This is a genomic window from Methylobacterium planeticum (genome assembly GCF_008806345.1).
In the GTDB taxonomy this organism is placed as follows: Bacteria; Pseudomonadota; Alphaproteobacteria; order Rhizobiales; family Beijerinckiaceae; genus Methylobacterium; species Methylobacterium planeticum.
This window is the reverse complement of the sequence record NZ_VZZJ01000008.1, coordinates 91,290-109,902: the sequence shown is the minus strand read 5'-3', so window position 1 is coordinate 109,902 and position 18,613 is coordinate 91,290. Positions and strand designations below refer to the sequence as shown.

Here is an 18,613-nt window from a genome sequence, read left to right as displayed (position 1 = left end):
GCTCCCGGACGTCACGCCCCGCACGCCGTGGACCTGCGGTGCGAAGTGATGCTGCTCTCACCCTGTTGCTGCCTCTCCCGCTCCAGCCGCAGCGCCCTCAACGGCTCGGGTCGTTCATCGCGGGTGCGCTGCTGGTTTTCGGGTTCCATCCAAGCAGCTTGCGCGACGTGATCGCGGTCCGCTGCCCTGGCGGCCCTTGTCTCAGCGCGGTCGAGAACGTGGCTGGGGGGATTTGGCATAGGCTCTCCCGCGTTTCGGCACAGGAGAGTGAGGGCATCCGGAGTGAGGGCCTGGCCAAAACAACAATTTTCCTCAGCGAACCGAAAATTGTTCATTTAGGAGCCGATGGCATTCGGATGCTTCCTTATTGGACCCGAACGTCCTTCTCAGTTTTCAACCTGCGAAGGGCTTCTGTGAGCATGACATGTAGCTGCTCAAGCGACCTGTGACCGAGCGGGATCCCCAGCTGAGCACCATCGGCGGTTTCAAGCAGAATGATGGCGGTCTCCTCGCCGAGCATCATCTCTGCCTTGGCCATACACATGGGCAGAAGGAAGGAGTCGTCGCGATCGAACTCTACATCGGTCGCCTCTCGAACATCGAAGCCCTTGGCTTTGCTGGCCATTGCAGCCTCCGTTCCTGCCACTGCGTGGCCCACCGATGTCGAGGGCTCATGCTGGCAGCCAAATTTCAAAGCTTCCTGAACGCGGCGGCGTTGCGGCCGTCGAGGCCGTATTCGCCGAAGAGCGCCACAGCTAATGGGCACCGGGGCCGCCGAGGGACTGCAGAGCGTGCAGGTCAAGTGCTCGGCTGTTCCGCACCGGGCGTGGGCGCGCGCCAGTTCCGTCGACGCGTTCTCTCTGCCTGCGCCCGGAGAGCATGCATCTCCTTGGCGTGCGCGCAGATCTGATTGAGTTGTGCTTTGAAGCGGGCGTCCTCGAACCAGCGACATGCGTCGTGCAGGATGTCGTTGCCGCGAAGCGTCTCGACGATGCTGCGGTGATCAGCGTGCAGCCCTGAACGAGCCAGCGATCTCGCCTCGTTCAGGGCCTTGGCCCGGTGCCTTGCCTGATCATCGCCCATGGAAAGATCTCCGATCCGAGGCACATTCGCGAAGTATGGTTAACGATATCTAAAACGCGGCTCACAATGGCGTTGCTACTGCGATCAGTTTGTCCACGAACGTTCACGGACGAAGGGACCTGTTCCGCGCAAAGGTCGATGGGTCACTGCGCGACGGCAGGCTCGTTGCGCTCGCGCACCTCAACCGAACCGCTGATGAGCGCTGCGTCCGCGATTACACGCAAGCGGCCGGCACCGCTGCCTCAGCCCTTCGTGATATACTCAAGCATGACCTGCTCCTCGGCCTCCATGGTGAGGAGGCGATGCTTCACCACGTCTCCGATCGAGACAATGCCGACAAGCTTGCCGTGCTCGCAGACAGGCATGTGGCGGAAGCGTTGGTCCGTCATCAGCCGCATGACCTCATCGTTGGTGGTCTCGCGCCGGCAGATGACCACCTCACGGATCATGTGGTTCGAGACGGGAGCGTCGAGTGCGGCGGCACCCTGCCGCGCCAATGCCCGCAGGATGTCGCGCTCCGAGATAATTCCAACGAGGGTCCGGGCCTCGTCCGTAACGACCAGGGCGCCGATGCTCTTCTCGGCCAGCAGGTGGATGGCATCATCAAGGGTGCGGTTGGGCTGCACCATAGCGACGGCGGAGCCTTTCTCGGCGAGGATGTGGGCGACGGTCATGGGTCTCCCTCCTAGAGAAGCAGGCGCGCCGTCAGCCCGCAACGCGCTCAGTGACAACGGTCGATTTTCTGGTACCCTTTTCCAAGCTTAGACAAGTTTTATTGCATGACAAAGCGAATGTACGCAAAAGCATACCCCTGCAGATTCTCCGGACGGATCTGAGAAGAGCATTTGCTAGGATCGAAACCGTTCAACGGACAGGAATTTCTGCGGACAGGCGTCCAGCGGACGGACTTCGGGTCCTGCGGACGACCGTTCGGGTTCTCGGCCCTGGCCTCGGCTCGGGCTTTTTCTTGTGTGGAGGGGGCCTCAGCAATCGGAACGCCTGGTGGATGGCAGGGGTTCTGCCAAGGTTGCAGCGAGATGCTGCCCGGAGGGCCGACGCATGATCACGATCCTTCTGATCCTCCTAATCCTCGCCGCGTTCGGCGGTGGCTTTTACGGAACCGGGGGCGCCTATCCCTACCGCACCGGCGGCTGGAGCCTCGGCGGCATTCTCGTCGTCGTGCTCATCGTCCTGCTCGTCATGGGACGCGTCTGACGTACGTCCTGACCGATGCTCCTGTTCGGCAGGCCGTCCCGAAGGACTGGCGGCCTCGCCCACTCGGCAGGTGGCGGAAACAGCCGAGAGCTGGCGGCCTGGTTTGCAGTCTGGGCGCGGCCGGCACCTCTATGCCGGTCTCAGACCCTCAGCGTTTCGGACCGCTGAGGTGTCTCATTTGGCTCTGGACTATCGCAAGTCAGGATCTCGGAAGCCCGGAAACAACCCATAGGAGACGCCGAACGTGTCTCACGGCTCAGTCTTGTCTGGGTACACCTCGGAGAGACGCGCTTTCAGGCCTAACTGTCGACGCGCGATCCCGCACCCGACCAACCGGGCACTCCCGGATCCGGTCGAAACGCGTATCGGTGCCGATCGCGGGGAGCAGCATGACCGTGCGCCCCGCGCGCGAACTCTGGGGTGGCAGTCACCGGCCCGGCACGTCACCTTCCCCGAACGATGCCGCGGTCGGTGATCCCGCCGGGCTACTCAGCCGAGAGCGGAAGGAACTTGCAGCGCCGGCCGGCGATGAACTCTTGCGAGCCGGTTGGCCGGGAGATGGGACGACGGCCACGGATACCGATGGCAGATCATGAGCGGGAAGTACGCCATACGCCAGGAAGGCAAGGGCTGGACGGCCTACAACACGAGGACGGGCGAGCCGGTGCGCCTGAACGGTGCTGCTCAGGTCGGCCTCAGCCGAGAGGTGGCCCAGGAGATCGTCCGGACCTTGCAAATGCTGGAGCCCGGGCCTGACAAAAGCGTGGCGGGCTGAGGGCGGCGTCAGCCTCAAGGCTGTTCGTGCGGGCACATAGAGCCGCGAGCTGGCTCTCGACCGCCCGCAATTCTGCCTTGGCCTCGCAGGTGTCCTGATGGCGCTGGGCCTGGACCTCAATGAGCAGGTATTGATCGGCCCGACGCGCCTTCAACTCCGCGATGCGCCAGTCCAGAACGCCAAGCCTGTACTCCGCTTCCCTTGTCACGCGCCCCTCCTTCTGTCTCAAACTGCAGCAGCCCTATCGGACGACAACCAGACCGTGCTTGCGCGAAGGAAACCCGGGCATCATGCGCCCCCCGGGGGGGGCCAATGCGCGCCATAACGCTTGGCACACCGAGACTCGCACATGTGGAATTTGGGGGAAAGCCCTACTGTGACAGAGTAATCGACTGTACGAGCTGATTTTGTTAATATTATATTAACTTATCCGAAGTAAAATATAAGGTTATGCAAACGGGCAAATACGCCATGGCGATTGTCGTCTTCGACCCGATCACCGGGAAGCTCGCAGCCATCCAGCCACCAAAGCGTGCCCGTCCGTCACGTCCCCAGTCTGCGGGACAGATACGTCACGACGGCAGCCGAGCGGGGTGCAGTTCTGATTCGGATCATGGATCAGAGCGGGCATTGGGATACCCGGACCGTCGTCGGGTACATCGGCCGCGGCAACGCCTTGAAGGATCACTCGGGACTGGGCTCTTGCGAAGCTTTCAACGCTGATCCTGATGAACGTCGAGTACTTCGACACGACCAGCGGACGACCGTAGTTCTTCGAGCCCTTCTCCATGTCGACCTTGGTGGCCCAGTTCACCACCGGATCGAACTTCTCGGCGACGAGGAGCTCGCCGCCTTGTCCTTGACCGGCAGAACCGTCGCGGTGTTGGTCTCGCCCTTCTTCGGATCGCCGTTCACGACCGACCAGTTGACCTTGCCGGTCTTGGCGTCGAGCGAAGCGCCTGAATAACCGGAAGACCATTGCCAGATTATCCCCGCTGCGCGCGAGGGGGGGGAAACCCGCTGCGAACTCGAGAGGGCCGCCTTCACGAGGGGAGCAGCGCTGGAGCGTTCGGGCGTGGCCATCTGGGTCCATGCCCATCCGACGCGAGCACCGCTTCTTCGATCCCGTCGACTGGCCGCAGCCCTCAGCCGTGATCCGGTCCCGGAGGGCAAGGGGCTGCCGTGAGGGCTGCGGGCGTCCGCATACGCGCAAGCGACGCCGAAGCCACGGCAGGCGGGAGCGCGGACACGCTTGGACGCGAGAACGAAGAAGGACGGTTTGTCGAAATAAGCCGGAGACGTCGTGTCGAAACGACGTCTCGGATCCCGGCTAAGGTTTTGATTTATTTGGTGGGCGCACTAGGGTTCGAACCTAGGACCCGCTGATTAAGAGTCAGCTGCTCTACCAACTGAGCTATGCGCCCTTATCGCTTGTCAGCGATCCGCCGCGGCCACCAAGTCCGTCGGCGAGGTGGGGGCTGATACCAAGGGGGCCGGGGGCTGTCCACCCCCGGCCTGCACTTTTATTGGCTATTCGGCCGCGGCGTGCTGGGCGTGCAGGCGCACGGCCGTGGCCGAGAGCTTGTTGAGGGCCGAGAGGTAGGCCTTGGCCGAGGCGACCAGGGTATCCGGGTCGGCGCCGCGGGCCGTCATGGTGCGCTCGCCGGCCTTCAGACGCACCGAGACCTCCGCCTGCGCGTCCGTGCCCTCGGTCACCGCGTGGACCTGGTAGAGCTCGAGCTCGGCCTCGTGCGGCACCAGCGCCTTGATGCAGTTGAACACCGCGTCCACCGGCCCGTTGCCGTCGGCCTCCTCCGTCAGGGTGCGGCCGTCCATGGCGATCTTCATGGTGGCGCGCTGCGGCCCGCGGGTGCCCGCGATCACCGAGAGGGAGACGAGGCGGATGCGGTCGTGGGCGGTGGCGAGGTTCTCGTCGACCAGGGCCTCGATGTCCTCGTCGTAGACGTGCTTCTTGCGGTCGGCCAGCGCCTTGAAGCGCTCGAACACGTCCTGGACCTGGTTGTCGGACAGGTGCAGGCCGAGCTCGTCGAGCTTCGAGCGGAAGGCGGCGCGGCCGGAATGCTTGCCCATCACCAGCGAGGTCTTGCTGACGCCGACCGAGGCCGGGGTCATGATCTCGTAGGTCTCGGTGTGCTTGAGCATGCCGTCCTGGTGGATGCCGCTCTCGTGCGCGAAGGCGTTGCGGCCGACGATCGCCTTGTTGAACTGCACGGGGAAGTTCGTCGCGTGCGAGACGAGCTTCGAGGCCCGGGTCAGCATCGTCGCCTCGATGCCGGTCTCGTAGGGCATCACGTCGCCGCGGGTGCGGATCGCCATGACGATCTCCTCGAGGGCCGCGTTGCCGGCCCGCTCGCCGATGCCGTTGACGGTGCACTCGACCTGCCTGGCGCCGCCCTCGACGCCCGCGAGCGAGTTCGCGATGGCGAGGCCGAGATCGTCGTGGCAATGCACCGAGAACACCGCCTTGTCGGCGTTCGGCACGCGGGCGCGCACCTGCTCGAACATGGTCCGGTACTCCGCGGGCGTGGCGTACCCCACCGTGTCGGGCAGGTTGATGGTCGTGGCGCCGGCCCGGATCGCGGCCTCGACGCAGCGGCAGAGATAGTCGATCGGCGTGCGGGTCGCGTCCATGGCGGACCATTCCACGTCCTCCACGAGGTCGCGGGCCTGGGACACGGTCTTGAGGATGATCTCGACGACCTCGTCCTCGGTCTTGCGCATCTGGTGGGCGAGGTGGATCGGGGAGGTCGACACGAAGGTGTGGATGCGCCCGCGGGCGGCGTGGCGCACCGCCTCGCCGGCCCGGGCGATGTCGCCCGGGATCGCCCGGGCGAGGCCCGCGATCACGGCCCGCTTGGCGCGGCGGGCGATCTCCGCCACCGCCTCGAAATCGCCGTTCGAGGCGATCGGGAAGCCGGCCTCGATGATGTCGACGCCCATCGTGTCGAGGAGCTCGGCCACCGCGAGCTTCTCGTCGAGGGTCATGGTGGCGCCGGGGCATTGCTCGCCGTCGCGCAGGGTGGTGTCGAAGATGAGGACCCGGTCCTTGGTGCCCTGGGGGGTCGTGGTCTGGCTGGTCATGGCGGTCGTGTACCCTGGTCGCGGCGCGCCCCGCTGTCGCGGCCGGCGGCGCCCTGTAAGCCTGTCGTCGTGGCGGTCCGCGTCCCCTGAGTGCCCAGGCGCAGGCGCCCGGCCGGCCCTCAGGGGCGGCTAAGGAGGAGGCTGGCGAGGGGCGCGCGCGACCGCGGCGCTGCGGGGGCAGCGTGGGCGGCGATGGGCGCGGAGCCGGCTCTGGCCAAGGCTCGTCTCTCCTCGGGGCACGATCGGGGGCAGCGATCGGCGGTGACGAATCGGGGCGGCGCGCGCGCCGGGTCCCGCACAGGCGACCGTACCTAGCCCCGGCGCGGCGGAAAGACAAGAACGGGCCGACGAACAGGCGGCGGGCGTCCGGCCGGACGCCGTTCGGGGACGCGCCCCGGGCCCGGAAGCCTCCTCGGGCACGGAAGCCCCCTCGGGGAGTGAAGCCCCCCTCCGGGCCGGAAGCCCCCCTCGGGGAGCAGCCTCGTCAGCGCCGCTCCATTGCCGCGGCGGCGATCCGGCCTAGCTTCGGGGCAGCCCCACAGGCCCGCGCCGGGGATCATCCCGGTGCCGCACAAGAAACCGGATGGAGACCCCCACCATGTCGCGCCTGCTCTCGCGCTCCCTGTCCCTGCGTCCCCTCGCCTGCGCCGGCCTCGGCCTCCTCGCCGGGACGGTGCCGGGCCTCGCCCTCGATGTCCAGAAATCCGTCGACGTCGCCGCGCCCCCGGCCAAGGTCTGGCAGACCATCGGGGATTTCTGCGGCATCGGCTCCTGGCACCCGGCCATCGAGACCTGCGCGCCCTCGGAGAAGGACGGCAAGAAGATCCGCACCCTCAGCCTCAAGGGCGGCGGCAGCATCGTGGAGGAGCAGGTCATCCGCGACGACAAGGTGATGTCCTACACCTACGTCATCCTCGAGAGCCCGCTCCCCGTCAGCGACTACAAGTCGACGATCGCGGTGGCGCCGGAGGGCGCGGGCTCGAAGGTGACCTGGGACGGCACGTTCAACGCCAAGGGCGCGCCGGACACCGTCGCGAAGGACGCGATCGAGGGCATCTACACCTCGGGCCTCAAGGCCATCGCGGACAAGAGCCGGTAGGCCCGACCCATCCGGGTCGGCGCGCGTCCGGCCGGGCGCGACCGCCGCCGCGGGGCATCCCGCGGCGGCGCAGGACGGGCCGCGCCGCGGGGCATCCCGCGGCGGCGCAGGACGGGCCGCGCCGCGGCGATTGACCGCCCGGCGGCGGAGCGGCACAAACCCGGCGGCGCCAAGCTGCGCCGTACGCACGCCCTGCCGTGAACCCGGGATGCCGCCCTTGACACCGCACCGCCTGAGCCCCGCCCGCGCCGCCCTCCTGTCCGCCACTCTCCTGCCCGCCGTCCTCCTCGGCGCCTGCCAGCCGAAGGCGGGCGCGCCGCCCGTGGCGATTGCCGCCGCCACGCCCCCGGCGATCACGCCGCTGCCCCAGGGCGCGGGCTGCGGCCCCGCCATCGCCCGGACCCAGGCCGTGGTGGACAGCGACGTCGCCACCGGCAACCTGAACCAGCCCGTGGGCGCCCGCTTCGGCGCCGATCTCGCCCGCGCCGCCTCGGCCTGCGCGGCCGGGCGCGAGGGCGAGGCCCTGCACCTCCTCGCCGCCGCCAAGTCCCGCTACGGCTACCCGTAGGCCGGTCCCGCGGGGCCTCGCGACCCCTGGGGCGCCCACGCCCCGCGAAGCCTCAGCCCCACGCACCGCGGAGCCTCAGCCCCGCGGGCAGAAGGCCTGCGCCAGGTAGGCGCGCACGAAGCCGGGCATCCGGCCCGGGTCGATGTCGCCGAGGGACCGGGCGATCACGATGCGGGCGAGCTCGGGCTCGGCCTCGCGGGCCCGGTGCGCCTCCATCCGGTCGCGGAGGGCGTCCGCCGCCTCCGGGAAGGCGACGGGGCGCAGGAAGGCGCATTGCCCCTCCCCGCGCAGGAGCAGCCACGCCTCGGGCGCGTCGTCGGGGAGCGCGAGGCCGGTCTCCTCCCGCAATTCCCGGACGGCGCTGCCGGCGAGGTCGACGCCCGCGCCGCGGACGTCCCCCGGGTCCGGGGTGCCGCAGGGGAAGTAGACCTGCCCGGCATTGGCGGTGTGGCCGCCCATCTCGCCGAGGAGCACGGCCCCGTCCCGGCTGCGGGGCACGATCGCCGCGAAGGCGTTGGCGACGGGCCCCTCCGGGCGGCCCGCGTCCCGGAAGGCGAGGAAGCGCGCGTAGGTCGTCTCGAAGAAGCGGGCCTCGCAGGCGCCGTCCGCGAGGCTCAGGCCGCAGGCGAGGAGCACCGGCCCGTCGAACAGGCCCGGCCGCTCGGCGACGCGCCGCGCCCAGTTCTCGGCGATCGCCCGCGCCTCGGCCCGCGCCCAATCCCACTCGTAGGGGACGAGGCGGGCCGTCAGGCGCCGGAGCGGGTGGAGCGTGAAGCCGGCGGCCCCGCCCCTCTCAGGCAACGAGGCTGCCCTCGCTGACCAGAACGGCGGCGCCCCCGATCTCGACGGAGCGCAGGACGCCGTCCGCGATCACGAGCTGCAGGGCGATCTCGCTCGGGCGGCCCATGGCGAGGCCCTGCCGCAGGACGACGTCGTGCGTGCCCGTGCCCAGGGGCTCGAACTGCATCAGCACCCCGGCGAAGGCCGCCGCCGCCGAGCCGGTGGCGGGATCCTCCGGCACGCCGAGATGGGGGGCGAACATCCGGGCCTGGTAGCGCTGGCCGAGCCCCTCGGGGTCGGAGGCGTAGAGGTAGAGCGCGCCGGTCCCGCCGAAGCCCTCGCCGAGGGCCGCGAGGGCGCCCGGGTCGATCCGGGCCGCGTCGAGGCGGTCGCGGGAGGCAACCGGCACGAAGGTGAAGTCGACCCCCGCCCCGTGCCGGCTCGGACCATGGGCGCCCATCCCAATATCCTCCGGCGCGAGGGAGAGGGCGGCCGCGAGGGCCGCGGGCTCCGGCCCCTCCCCGAGGAAGCTCGGCAGCGCCGGGGCCTTGAAGCGGGCGCGGCCCCGCCCCGCCCCCGCCTCGACCACGCAGGGCACGATGCCGATCGCCTCCTCGAGCCCGAACGCGAGGGCGTCGGCCCGGGCCGCCCCGACCCCGCGGGCCTGATCCTGCAGCCCCAGGAGCACCGCGGTGCCGACGGTCGGGTGCCCGGCGAAGGGCAGCTCGCGCGCGGGGGTGAAGATGCGGATGCGGGCCCGGTGGCGCGCCTCGGCGGGGGGCAGCACGAACACCGTCTCGGACAGGTTGAACTCCCGGGCGATGCGCTGCATCGCGGCCCCATCCAGGCCCTCGCCGTCGAGCACCACCGCGAGCGGGTTGCCGGCATAGGGCTCGTCCGTGAACACGTCGAGGGTGGCGAAGCGGCGTCGGGTCATGGGAGCGGAACACCTTCGGGGCGCGCGGGAAGGACGCCCCCGGCCGCGCGGCCGGGGGCGTCGGCGTCGCGCCGAAGCTGTCGGGTCGGCGCTCGATTCGCAATGGCGGCGGGCGCCGGGCCGCGCCGACATCAGGGCAATGCCGGGGCGCGCGGCAGATCCTGCGCCTCAGCGCCGGAGGCCGCCGGAACCAGCCCTGGTGAGCGAGGTTCCGGCCCGGCACATCCGCAATCCGCTAGGGTCTTCCAGTCGCCGGGTCTTCCATTCGCGATCACGGTCCCGTCGAGGTCGCACGGGATCTCGACCCCTCGGGCGGACGGACCCGGAGGACCGCCCTCACACCGCCTCGACCGGGAAGGTCTCGCTCGGGGACACGAACTCCTCCTGCGCGGCCACCGTCAGGATCTCGCGGGAGCCGGCCTCGGCGGTGCGGCGCAGCAGGCCGTAGACGGAGGCCGAGGCCATGCCGAGCGCCAGGGCGGCCGAGCCGGTGCGGGCGTAGTGGACGAAGAACAGGGCCGCGATGGCGTCGCCCGCCCCGTTGACGTCGAGGGCGAGGCGCGGCGTGCGCACGCACCAGAACCCGCCCCCCTCCCCGGCCAGGAGGTCGATGGCGCCCGGCGGCGTCGCGTCGGTGATGAGCGAGGTGACGAGCACCACCCGGGGGCCCAGCGCCTGGAGGGCCGCGACCGCGCGCTTGGCCTCCTCCAGGGTGCCGGTCGGCAGGCCCGTGAGCACGTCGAGCTCGAACTGGTTCGGGGTGACGATGTCGGCGGCGGGCACCGCCTGGCCGCGCATGAAATCCGGGATGCCGGGGCGCACGTAGACGCCGCGCCCGGTATCGCCCATCACGGGGTCGCAGGCGTAGAGCGCCCGCGGGTTGGCCTGGCGCACCGCCCGGACCGCCCCCAGGATCGCCGTGCCGATATCGGCCGAGCCCATGTAGCCCGAGAGCACCCCGTCGCACTGGCCGAGGACGCCGCGCTCGCCGATGCCGAGGACCAGCTCCTCGATGGCCGGCCCGTCGAAGACGCGCCCCCGCCAGGCGCCGTAGCCGGTGTGGTTCGAGAACTGCACCGTGTGGATCGGCCAGACCTCGACGCCGAGGCGCTGCATCGGGAAGACCGCGGAGGCGTTCCCCACATGCCCGTAGGCGACGTGCGACTGGATCGACAGAACCTTCACCGGGAGCCTTCCTCTCGCGACGCGAACCCGAGACCGGGTGTTAGCCCCGTTCCGGGCCGCGCGCATCCCCGCGGCGGCTCCGCCCGCGCGGGTTCCGCTTGCGCCGCCGCGCCGGGCTCCGCACAGAGGGACCCGGCCGGGCGGCCGCGGCGGGGCCGGGGCGCGCCCCAGGACCGCATCCGAGGATCGCGCTGAAGGATCATCATGGACTTCGACGCCCTGCGCACCGCGACCCTCGGCTTCGTCGAGGCCAACAAGGACTGGACGCCGCTGATCGCGGGGGTCCTGGCCTTCTGCGAATCCCTCGCCTTCCTGTCGCTCCTCGTCCCCGCGACCGTGATCCTGCTCGGCATCGGCGCCCTGGTGGGGGCGGCCCAGATTCCGTTCTGGCCGGTGGTGCTCGCCGCCGCGCTCGGGGCGGCCCTCGGCGACTGGGTCTCCTACGAGTTCGGCCACCACTACAAGGACGGCGCCAAGCGCCTGTGGCCGATGCGGCGCTACCCCGAGATGGTGGCCCGGGGCGAGGCCTTCCTGCACCGCTGGGGGGCGGCGGCCGTCGCCGTCGGGCGCTTCTTCGGGCCGGCCCGGGCGGTGGTGCCCCTGATCGCCGGCATGTTCGGGGTCGACCGCCTGCCGTTCCAGGTCGCCAACATCCTGTCGGCCCTGGTCTGGGCCTTCGTGCTGCTGGCGCCGGGCGCCGGCCTCCTGACCCATTTCCAGGGCTGAGGCCGGCTCAGCCCTCGTCGCCCTCGCCGCCCTCGTCGTCCGGGTGGCTGGAGAGGAAGAAGGCGTGGCGGCCGTGGGCCGCCGCCTCCGCCACCGCCCGCGCGAGCACCGCCTCCGCGGTGTCGACCCCGAGCACCTCGGTCCGCCGCAGCAGGATGCCGAGCCCGTGCTCCGGATCCCAGGAGCAGCCGAAGGCGAGGCCGACGAGCGCCGGGCCGGCTCCCGCCCCGGGATCGTGGACCTGCACCCGCACGGGGGCCAGGGCGGCCCCGATCTCGGCGGGCTCGGGCAGGGAGACGCTCTCGTCGCCCTCGACGAGGCCGAGCACGTCGCCGATCCGCGGCATCGCCCGGGCCACCGCCTCGACGATCGCGGCCGCGACGGCCTCCTGCTCGGCGGCGAGCCCCACCAGGGCCGCGATCCCGGCCGCCGTGAAGGCGACCCCGTTCTCCGGGGGCCCGAGGCGGAGCCAGCCGGGCTTGGCCCCCCGCGCCGTCCCGAACAGGCGCTCCCAGGACGACAGGCCGATCTCAAGATCATCGCCGGCGCCGCGCAGGCGCGTCCGGAGCGCGTCCGGAATGTTGGCGACCTCGGGCACGGTATCCATGACGCTCCCCGAACCGGTGGCGACCGCACGACCCGCCTATAGCATCGCCCGTCCGGCGCGGCACGCGCCGTCGCACGCGATTCGTTCGAACGATCATGAACGGATCCCCCGGTTTTCGATGGGCTCGTTCATGAATTCTTCCATGCTCGTGCGGTGCCGGCGCCGCAGGTGACAAGGCCGGACCGAACTGGTTCGATGGGGCGCCGTCCCGATTCGGGACGCCCGCCCGGCCCCCCGAACCCCTCGATTCCGCCCGTGTCCGCAGCGCTCTCCCTCGCGATCCTCCCCCCCGACCGGCGCCAGTCGCCGACGGCCGCCAGCGTTCAGCGCGGCGTGCGCAGGCTTTTCGCCGACCTCGGCCAGGTCACGATCCCAGAGTTCTCGCTGGCGAATGGACGCCGCGCCGACGTGATCGCGCTCTCTGCTTGCGGAAAGCTCACCATCGTCGAGATCAAGTCGAGCGTCGCCGATTTCCGGGCCGACAAGAAGTGGCCGGACTATCGCGATTACTGCGACCGCTTCTACTTCGCCATCCCCGAGAGCCTGCCCGAGAGCCTGATCCCGGAGGAGGCCGGCCTCATCGTGGCCGATGCCTTCGGGGGCGCGATCCTGCGCGATCCCGCCGACCACCCCCTGAGCGGCGCCCGCCGCAAGGCCGTGACCCTGCGCTTCGCCCATTGCGCCGCCAGCCTGCTCCACGCCCTGGCCGACCCCGGCGCGATCCGCGACGGCGTGCTCTGACCGCCCGCCAGGGCCGGCCCCGCCCTGGCGGGACCGGCACTAACCAATTGGTAGATCATCGTTTTTAAACTTCTGGTCGCGTGCCGGATCAGGCCGCGTGGGCCGCGATCCAGTCCCGGGCGAGGGTCAGATCCCCCTGGCTGAGCCCGTGCCCGACGGGCAGCCGCCGGTGCTCGACCCGGGCCCCGGCCCGCTCCAGCTGCGCGGCGAGGCGCCCGGAATTCTCCGCCGGCACGATCGGATCGACCGCCCCCGACAGGATCAGGACCGGCTTGCCCCCGAGGTCCCCCGCGGGCGGTTCGGCCAGCGGCACCATCGCGCGGATCAGGACGGCGCCGGCCAGCACCTCCGGCCGCAGCAGGAGGAGCGCGGCCGCGATGTTGGCGCCGTTCGAGAAGCCCACCGCGACGGGGGCCCCGATCCCGTAAGCGTCGCGCGCTTCCTCAATGAAATCAGCGAGTTCTCCGGTCCGGCGGCGCAGGTCCGCCTCGTCGAACACGCCCTCGGACAGGCGCCGGAAGAACCGCGGCATGCCGTTCTCCAGGACCGGGCCGCGCGGCGAGAGCAGCGCCGCCCCGGGGGCCAGCGCCCGCCCGAGGGGGATCAGGTCGTTCTCGTCCCCGCCGGTCCCGTGCAGGAGCAGGAGCGGGGGCCGCTCCGGGCCGGAGGCCGGCTCGAAGCGGTGGCTGAAGGCGAGCGTGGTGGCCATGGCCTATCTCCTTGTCAAATCTCGGTTTTTCCTAGGCGACCTTCGGCAGCACGGCCTCGATCTCGGCCCGGTGCGGCTCGAGGAAGGGCGGCAGCTTCAGCGCCTCGCCGAGCGCCGTGACGGGCTCGTCGACGGCAAAGCCCGGCACGTCGGTCGCGATCTCGAACAGCACGCCGCCCGGCTCGCGGAAATAGACCGAGCGGAAGTAGTTGCGGTCGCGCTGCTCGGTGACCGCCAGCCCGTGCTCCTCCGTCAGCTGGCGGACCATCGCGGCCTGGGCCGCGTCGTCCGCCGCCCGGAACGCGATGTGGTGGACCGATCCGGCGCCCTGACGCCCCCGCAGGAAGTCGCCGACCGCCCGGAGCGTCACGGACCCGCCGAGATCCGTCCCGCTGCGGAAGCGCGTCTGCGCGCCCTCGCGCCCGACCTCGTGGAAGCCGAGCACGCCGGTCAGGATCGCCGCCGTGGGAGCGGCCTCCCGCAGGAGCAGCGTGACGCCGTGGAAGCCCCGGATCGCGTGTTCGGCCGGAACCTCGCCCGCCGTCCAAGCCGGCTCGGCCTCCGCACCGTCTGTGCCCACGAGGGCCAGCGCCATCCCGTCCGGGTCGCGGAAGGGCAGCACCGTCTCGCCGAAGACCTGCGCGGGCGCCTCATGGGTCACCCCCTGCGCGATGAAGCGATGCGTCCAGTAGCCGATCGAGGACCGGGGCACGCGGAAGGCGGTCTCCTGCGTCTCGCCGATCCCGGTCCGGCCGGGGACGGCATGCTCCCAGGGGAAGAAGGTCAGGATGGTGCCGGGCCGCCCCGTCTCGTCGCCGTAATAGAGGTGGTAGGTGCCCGGATCGTCGAAATTGACGGTCTTCTTCACGAGCCGGAGGCCGAGCACGCGGGTGTAGAAATCCACGTTGCGAAGCGCCGGGCCGGAAAAGGCCGTGACGTGATGGAGGCCGTGCTCGGACATGATGATCATCTCCCGTTGGACCCGGCATCGGGTCGATGGAGGCAATCTGGCTCTTCGGATGAGGTGAGAAAATAGAAACAACAGAAATCCATCGTTTCCAAAGAATGCCTGGATCCGTCACTGCGACGTGGAAGCGTTGGCCGCCTTCGAGAGCGGCGCCGAGCAGGATCCCTGGCGCGTGTCACCGATCGAGCTTGAGCACTTGAGGGGTGTCTGGCCTTAAAGCTCTGACCTGATTTGAGAAAATTCCTGGCGCGCGCAGGCCGGACCGGTCTCGGCTGACGCTGCTGAGGTTCGGTCAATCGCGGATCGCGACGGTCTCGGTCAGGAAATCGATGAAGCAGCGGATGCGCAGGGCGAGCCGGTCGTCCCCGGCAAAGAGCACATGGATGTCCTCAGCGTCGCCCGGGCTGAAGGCCTCGAGGACCGGGGCGAGGCGGCCGGCCGCGACGTCGTCGGCGATGTGGAAGCGGGCGAGCCGCGCGATCCCGGCCCCACCGAGGGCCATCAGGCGCACCACCTCGCCGGAATTCCCCAGGAAGCTGCCCTGAACCGGACGCTGCACCACGTCCTCGCCGATGCGAAACGGCCACGTGTCGAGGGACCGGCGGAAGCTGAAGGTCAGGCAATCGTGCCGCGGCAGGGCGTCGGGGTGCTCCGGCACTCCGCGGGCCCGCAGGTAATCCGGGCTCGCCACCAGCATCATGCGGCTGCGGCCGAGACGCTTCGCGCGAAGGCGCGTGTCGCGCAACGGTCCGATCCGGATCGCCACGTCGGCCCGGGCCTCGATCAAGTCGATGATCTCGTCCGTCAGCGACAGCTCCACGGTCAGCCGCGGATAGGCGGCCAGGAAGGTGGGCAGCACCGGCACGATCGCACGCAGACCGAAGGGAACCGATGCGTTGACTCGGAGGCGTCCGCTCGGCTCGGCGGCCTCCCGGTTCAGGCTGCCTTCCATGGCCTCGAGCTCGGTGAGCAGGTCGCTCGCGCGCAGGAAGTAGGCCTCGCCCTCGTTCGTCAGCCGCAGGGAACGCGTGGTGCGCTGGATCAGGCGGGTGCCGAGACGCTCCTCGATCCGCGCAACGGCGCGGCTCACGGCGGAGGGCGTCTGCCGCAGCGCCTTGGCCGCCGCCGCGAAGCTGCCGCGGCGCGCCACCTGAACGAAGGCCTCCATCTCGCCGAGCCGGTTGTCCACGCAGCCACCCCATTCGTGCATTGGATGCACGACGATCGTGCCGCCTCGCCGCCTTTTCAGCAATGAACCGGAGCGGCATCTCTCTGGGGATTGGACCGACGGGTGCACGCCCTCCCCCCACAATCCCGAAGAGGCATCGCTATGGATCTGAAGCTCAACGACAAAACGGCCCTGATCACCGGCTCGACCGCCGGCATCGGGCTTGAGATCGCCCGCAAGCTCGCCGCCGAAGGCGCGTCGGTCGTGGTCACGGGTCGGTCCCGCGCAAAACTCGATCAGGCTGCGGCCCTCGTCGCGGCGGAGCCGGGGGCCGGACCCGTGCGGGGCGTTCTCGCCGACGCGGCGACGGCGGAGGGTGCCGAGATCCTGGCCCGCGAGGTCCCGCGGGTGGACGTGCTGGTGAACAATCTCGGCATCTACGAGTCGAAGCCCTTCGCGGAGATCGCGGATGCGGATTGGCACGGCTTGTTCGAGACCAACGTCGTCAGCGGCGCGCGGCTCGCCCAGCGCTATTTCCCGCCGATGCTCGACCGGAATTGGGGGCGGATCATCTTCGTGTCGAGCGAGTCCGGCCTCGTGGTCCCGCCGGACATGATCCACTACGCGGTGACGAAATCGGCTCAGCTCACCATCGCGCGGGGCCTCGCGCAACTCACGAAGGGCACCGCGGTGACGGTGAATTCGGTGATGCCGGGGCCGACCCGCTCGGAGGGCATCGTCGATTTTCTCCGGAGCGTCGCCACCGATCCGAACGCCGCGCCGGAGGTTCTTGAGGCGGAGTTCTTCCGCCTCCACCGACCCCTGTCGCTGATCCAGCGCATGATCGAGCCGGAGGAGATCGCCGCGCTGGTGGCCTATCTGGCGAGCCCCCTCTCCGCCGCCACGAACGGGGCGGCCTTGCGGGTCGAGGGCGGCATCGTGCCGACGATCGCGTGAGCGGATCGCCGGCCGCGCTCGCTCAGCCCCGGCCGCTGCGCCGGGCCGCCACCCGGGCCAGCGCGGCGAGATCCTTCTCGCCGTCGCCATGGGCCATCGCCTCGATCAGGTTGTCGCGCAACACGCTCGCGAAGGGCATCGGCACGCCGACGGCCTCGGCGGCAGCCAGGGCGAGACGGACGTCCTTGGCCCCGAGCCTGAGGTTGAAGCCCGGCGGTTCGTAGCGGTCGGCCGCGATCGAGGCGCCGTAGCCCTTGTAGACCGGCGAGGCGAAGAGGGTGTTGGTGAGGAGATCGAGGAGCTCGCCCCCCGCGACGCCGTGCCCCTCGGCGAAGGCTGCGGCCTCGCCCATGGCCTCGATGGCCGAGACCAGCATGAAGTTGCCGGCGAGCTTCACGGCATTGGCGCGCTGAGGCTCATCGCCGAAGCGCCACGTCCGGGTCCCCATCGCGTCGAGGAGGGGCGCGGCGCGGTCGATCGCCGCCGCCGCGCCGGCCGCCACGATGTTGAGCGCGCCCTTCTCGGCAACGTCCGGGCGCCCGAAGACGGGAGCCGCCACGTAGGGAACGCCCGCCCGTTCATGGAGCGCCGCGAGCTCGGCCGCGAGCGAGACCGAGATCGTGCTCATGCCGAGATGCAGCCCGGGGCGCTCGGGCGAGTCGAGCAGGCCGCCCTCCACGATGACGCCGCGCAGGGCCGCGTCGTCGGCCAGCATCGTGATCGCCGCGTCGCCCCGGAAGGCCTCCGCCGCGCTCGCCACGGGTTTCGCCCCCGCGACGGCCTTGGCGGCGTCGGGGGAGCGGTTCCAGACCCGGACCGTGTGGCCCGCCCGGATCAGGCTCGCGGCCATGCCCTGGCCCATCCGGCCGAGGCCGATGACTCCGACATCCATCTCGGTTCTCCTGTTAAAATATTGATATCAATGGCTATTCAAGAATTCGAGCGTCAGCTCGTTGAAGCGCTCGGTCGCCTCCATGTGGACGAGGTGGCCGACGCCCTCAATGATTTCGGCGCGGCCGTCGGCCATCCGCGCGGCCAGCGCCCGGGCATGGGCCGCGTTCTGGCCCATTCCGGGCTGCAGCTCGGGCGGCGCGTAGGGCTTGCCCGGCGCGTTGTGATCGTTGGCACCCATGACGAAGAGGGCCGGCGCCGTCACCAGGGGGATCTCGTGCACGACCGGCTGGCCCCAGATCGCCTGATAGGAATTCACGAAGGATTGGAGCCAGCGGGGATACTCGCCCGAGTCCTTCACGCGCTCGCGGATCTCGACGAACGGCTCGATCGCCGCGGGCGGCAGGGACAGGGCGTAGCTCGTGATCAGCTGGCGCCGGTAGGCCTCGGCCGTGAGGGCGCCCTCGCGCTGCAGGAGGACGTCGTTCGAGACCGGCGGCACCGCGAATCGGTAATCCTCGAGGCCGAGGGGGGCTTCGAGGACGAGGCTGTTGACGCGGTCCGGGGCGTTGCGGGCGAGGCGGATGGCGAGCATGCCGCCCATGGAATGGGCCACGACGTCGACCCGGGCGAGGCCGAGGGCGTCGAGGAGCGCGACGGTGTCGGCGGCCATCCGGTCGAAGCCGAAGGGGCCGACGGGCTTCGAGGACTTGCCGAATCCGAGCTGGTCGGGGACCACCACGCGGTAGCCCGCGCGGCTCAGCGCGACGATCACGGGCTGCCAGTAGCTCGCCGGAAAGTTCCGTCCGTGCAACAGGATAGCGGTGCGCCCGTTGGGTGCGGCGGCGGGCGCCACGTCCATGTAGGCGAGGCGCTGGGCCTCGTTGTCCCGGGTCAGGGGCAGGAAGCGGACGGGGTAGGGATAGGCGAAGCCCTCGAGCCCGATGCCGAGGGGCGCGGGCGCCTGCGCGCGGGCCGCGACGGGGGCCGCCAGGGGCGCCGCGGCGAGCCCGAGACCGAGGAGCAGCATGGAACATTTCATGAACGATCTCGCACGCAAGCCTTGAACAAATCCACGTTCGCGGGGTGACATAGGGCACTTG

Annotated in this window: 22 protein-coding genes and 1 tRNA gene; 7 read left to right on the top strand and 16 right to left on the bottom strand. The window is 70.3% G+C overall.

Annotated features, from left to right (window positions below):
• Positions 1-364 precede the first annotated feature (364 nt).
• The 3 genes from F6X51_RS11880 to F6X51_RS11870 all read right to left on the bottom strand — a co-directional run bounded on the left by F6X51_RS11880 (position 365) and on the right by F6X51_RS11870 (position 1,757).
• The gene (locus F6X51_RS11880; RefSeq protein ID WP_150963839.1) at positions 365-625 is read right to left on the bottom strand and encodes a hypothetical protein; all 261 of its coding nucleotides are present in this window, start codon (positions 623-625) and stop codon (positions 365-367) included.
• Between the two features lie 173 nt (positions 626-798).
• Complete coding sequence (locus F6X51_RS11875) at positions 799-1,083, bottom strand: hypothetical protein (RefSeq protein ID WP_150963837.1); 285 nt, start codon at positions 1,081-1,083, stop codon at positions 799-801.
• A gap of 242 nt (positions 1,084-1,325) precedes the next feature.
• Positions 1,326-1,757 carry a CBS domain-containing protein gene (locus F6X51_RS11870; RefSeq protein WP_150963836.1) on the bottom strand — a complete coding sequence of 144 codons (432 nt, stop codon included), beginning with the start codon at positions 1,755-1,757 and terminating at the stop codon, positions 1,326-1,328.
• 385 nt (positions 1,758-2,142) lie between these two features.
• Between F6X51_RS11870 and F6X51_RS11865 the strand changes: the two genes are divergently transcribed.
• Complete coding sequence (locus F6X51_RS11865) at positions 2,143-2,298, top strand: DUF3309 domain-containing protein (RefSeq protein WP_150963834.1); 156 nt, start codon at positions 2,143-2,145, stop codon at positions 2,296-2,298.
• A gap of 592 nt (positions 2,299-2,890) precedes the next feature.
• Positions 2,891-3,073, top strand: coding sequence for a hypothetical protein (locus F6X51_RS11860; RefSeq protein WP_150963832.1), 183 nt, complete (start codon positions 2,891-2,893; stop codon positions 3,071-3,073).
• A gap of 496 nt (positions 3,074-3,569) precedes the next feature.
• Here the strand turns inward: F6X51_RS11860 and F6X51_RS27855 are convergent, their stop codons facing one another.
• From F6X51_RS27855 to F6X51_RS11835, 4 genes are all read right to left on the bottom strand, one after another.
• Positions 3,570-3,887, bottom strand: coding sequence for a hypothetical protein (locus tag F6X51_RS27855; protein ID WP_191970094.1), 318 nt, complete (start codon positions 3,885-3,887; stop codon positions 3,570-3,572).
• Positions 3,884-4,156, bottom strand: a complete 273-nt coding sequence (locus F6X51_RS11850; protein WP_150963830.1) for a hypothetical protein — start codon at positions 4,154-4,156, stop codon at positions 3,884-3,886. The genes F6X51_RS27855 and F6X51_RS11850 overlap by 4 nt, the downstream gene beginning before the upstream one ends.
• A 265-nt stretch (positions 4,157-4,421) precedes the next feature.
• Positions 4,422-4,497 (bottom strand) — tRNA-Lys (locus F6X51_RS11840).
• Between the two features lie 106 nt (positions 4,498-4,603).
• Positions 4,604-6,175, bottom strand: a complete 1,572-nt coding sequence (locus tag F6X51_RS11835; RefSeq protein ID WP_150963826.1) for a 2-isopropylmalate synthase — start codon at positions 6,173-6,175, stop codon at positions 4,604-4,606.
• A gap of 598 nt (positions 6,176-6,773) precedes the next feature.
• On the opposite strand from F6X51_RS11835, the gene F6X51_RS11830 reads away from it, so the two are divergent.
• Both F6X51_RS11830 and F6X51_RS11825 read left to right on the top strand, forming a co-directional pair.
• A complete protein-coding gene (locus F6X51_RS11830; protein ID WP_150963961.1) occupies positions 6,774-7,274 on the top strand; it encodes an SRPBCC family protein in 501 nt (166 codons plus the stop codon).
• 232 nt (positions 7,275-7,506) lie between these two features.
• A complete protein-coding gene (locus F6X51_RS11825; RefSeq protein WP_407658518.1) occupies positions 7,507-7,842 on the top strand; it encodes a hypothetical protein in 336 nt (111 codons plus the stop codon).
• Positions 7,843-7,917: 75 nt separating this feature from the next.
• On the opposite strand, the gene F6X51_RS11820 is transcribed toward F6X51_RS11825, so the two are convergent.
• From F6X51_RS11820 to pdxY, 3 genes are all read right to left on the bottom strand, one after another.
• Complete coding sequence (locus F6X51_RS11820; RefSeq protein ID WP_150963822.1) at positions 7,918-8,643, bottom strand: NUDIX hydrolase; 726 nt, start codon at positions 8,641-8,643, stop codon at positions 7,918-7,920.
• Complete coding sequence (locus tag F6X51_RS11815; RefSeq protein ID WP_150963820.1) at positions 8,636-9,559, bottom strand: PhzF family phenazine biosynthesis protein; 924 nt, start codon at positions 9,557-9,559, stop codon at positions 8,636-8,638. Before F6X51_RS11815 ends, F6X51_RS11820 begins: the two co-directional genes overlap by 8 nt.
• A 336-nt stretch (positions 9,560-9,895) precedes the next feature.
• On the bottom strand, positions 9,896-10,744 hold the full coding sequence (gene pdxY, locus F6X51_RS11810) for a pyridoxal kinase PdxY (protein ID WP_150963818.1): 849 nt from the start codon (positions 10,742-10,744) through the stop codon (positions 9,896-9,898).
• 204 nt (positions 10,745-10,948) lie between these two features.
• Between pdxY and F6X51_RS11805 the strand changes: the two genes are divergently transcribed.
• On the top strand, positions 10,949-11,470 hold the full coding sequence (locus F6X51_RS11805; RefSeq protein WP_150963816.1) for a DedA family protein: 522 nt from the start codon (positions 10,949-10,951) through the stop codon (positions 11,468-11,470).
• Between the two features lie 7 nt (positions 11,471-11,477).
• Here the strand turns inward: F6X51_RS11805 and F6X51_RS11800 are convergent, their stop codons facing one another.
• Positions 11,478-12,077 (bottom strand): DUF6985 domain-containing protein, encoded by a 600-nt coding sequence (locus F6X51_RS11800; RefSeq protein WP_150963814.1) that lies wholly within the window; start codon positions 12,075-12,077, stop codon positions 11,478-11,480.
• Positions 12,078-12,332: 255 nt separating this feature from the next.
• Here F6X51_RS11800 and F6X51_RS11795 point away from each other — a divergent pair, with 255 nt between their 5' ends.
• Positions 12,333-12,818, top strand: coding sequence for an MmcB family DNA repair protein (locus F6X51_RS11795; protein WP_150963812.1), 486 nt, complete (start codon positions 12,333-12,335; stop codon positions 12,816-12,818).
• A gap of 88 nt (positions 12,819-12,906) precedes the next feature.
• Here the strand turns inward: F6X51_RS11795 and F6X51_RS11790 are convergent, their stop codons facing one another.
• The 3 genes from F6X51_RS11790 to F6X51_RS11780 form a co-directional block, all read right to left on the bottom strand.
• Positions 12,907-13,527, bottom strand: a complete 621-nt coding sequence (locus tag F6X51_RS11790; RefSeq protein WP_150963810.1) for an alpha/beta hydrolase — start codon at positions 13,525-13,527, stop codon at positions 12,907-12,909.
• Positions 13,528-13,558: 31 nt separating this feature from the next.
• On the bottom strand, positions 13,559-14,488 hold the full coding sequence (locus F6X51_RS11785; protein ID WP_150963808.1) for a ring-cleaving dioxygenase: 930 nt from the start codon (positions 14,486-14,488) through the stop codon (positions 13,559-13,561).
• A gap of 298 nt (positions 14,489-14,786) precedes the next feature.
• On the bottom strand, positions 14,787-15,683 hold the full coding sequence (locus tag F6X51_RS11780; protein WP_150963806.1) for a LysR family transcriptional regulator: 897 nt from the start codon (positions 15,681-15,683) through the stop codon (positions 14,787-14,789).
• Positions 15,684-15,824: 141 nt separating this feature from the next.
• Between F6X51_RS11780 and F6X51_RS11775 the strand changes: the two genes are divergently transcribed.
• Positions 15,825-16,619, top strand: coding sequence for an SDR family NAD(P)-dependent oxidoreductase (locus F6X51_RS11775; protein WP_150963804.1), 795 nt, complete (start codon positions 15,825-15,827; stop codon positions 16,617-16,619).
• Positions 16,620-16,641: 22 nt separating this feature from the next.
• Here the strand turns inward: F6X51_RS11775 and F6X51_RS11770 are convergent, their stop codons facing one another.
• Together F6X51_RS11770 and F6X51_RS11765 are read right to left on the bottom strand one after the other, a co-directional pair.
• Positions 16,642-17,511 (bottom strand): NAD(P)-dependent oxidoreductase, encoded by an 870-nt coding sequence (locus F6X51_RS11770; RefSeq protein WP_150963802.1) that lies wholly within the window; start codon positions 17,509-17,511, stop codon positions 16,642-16,644.
• 27 nt (positions 17,512-17,538) lie between these two features.
• The gene (locus tag F6X51_RS11765; protein ID WP_150963800.1) at positions 17,539-18,552 is read right to left on the bottom strand and encodes an alpha/beta hydrolase; all 1,014 of its coding nucleotides are present in this window, start codon (positions 18,550-18,552) and stop codon (positions 17,539-17,541) included.
• Between the last annotated feature and the right edge of the window lie 61 nt (positions 18,553-18,613).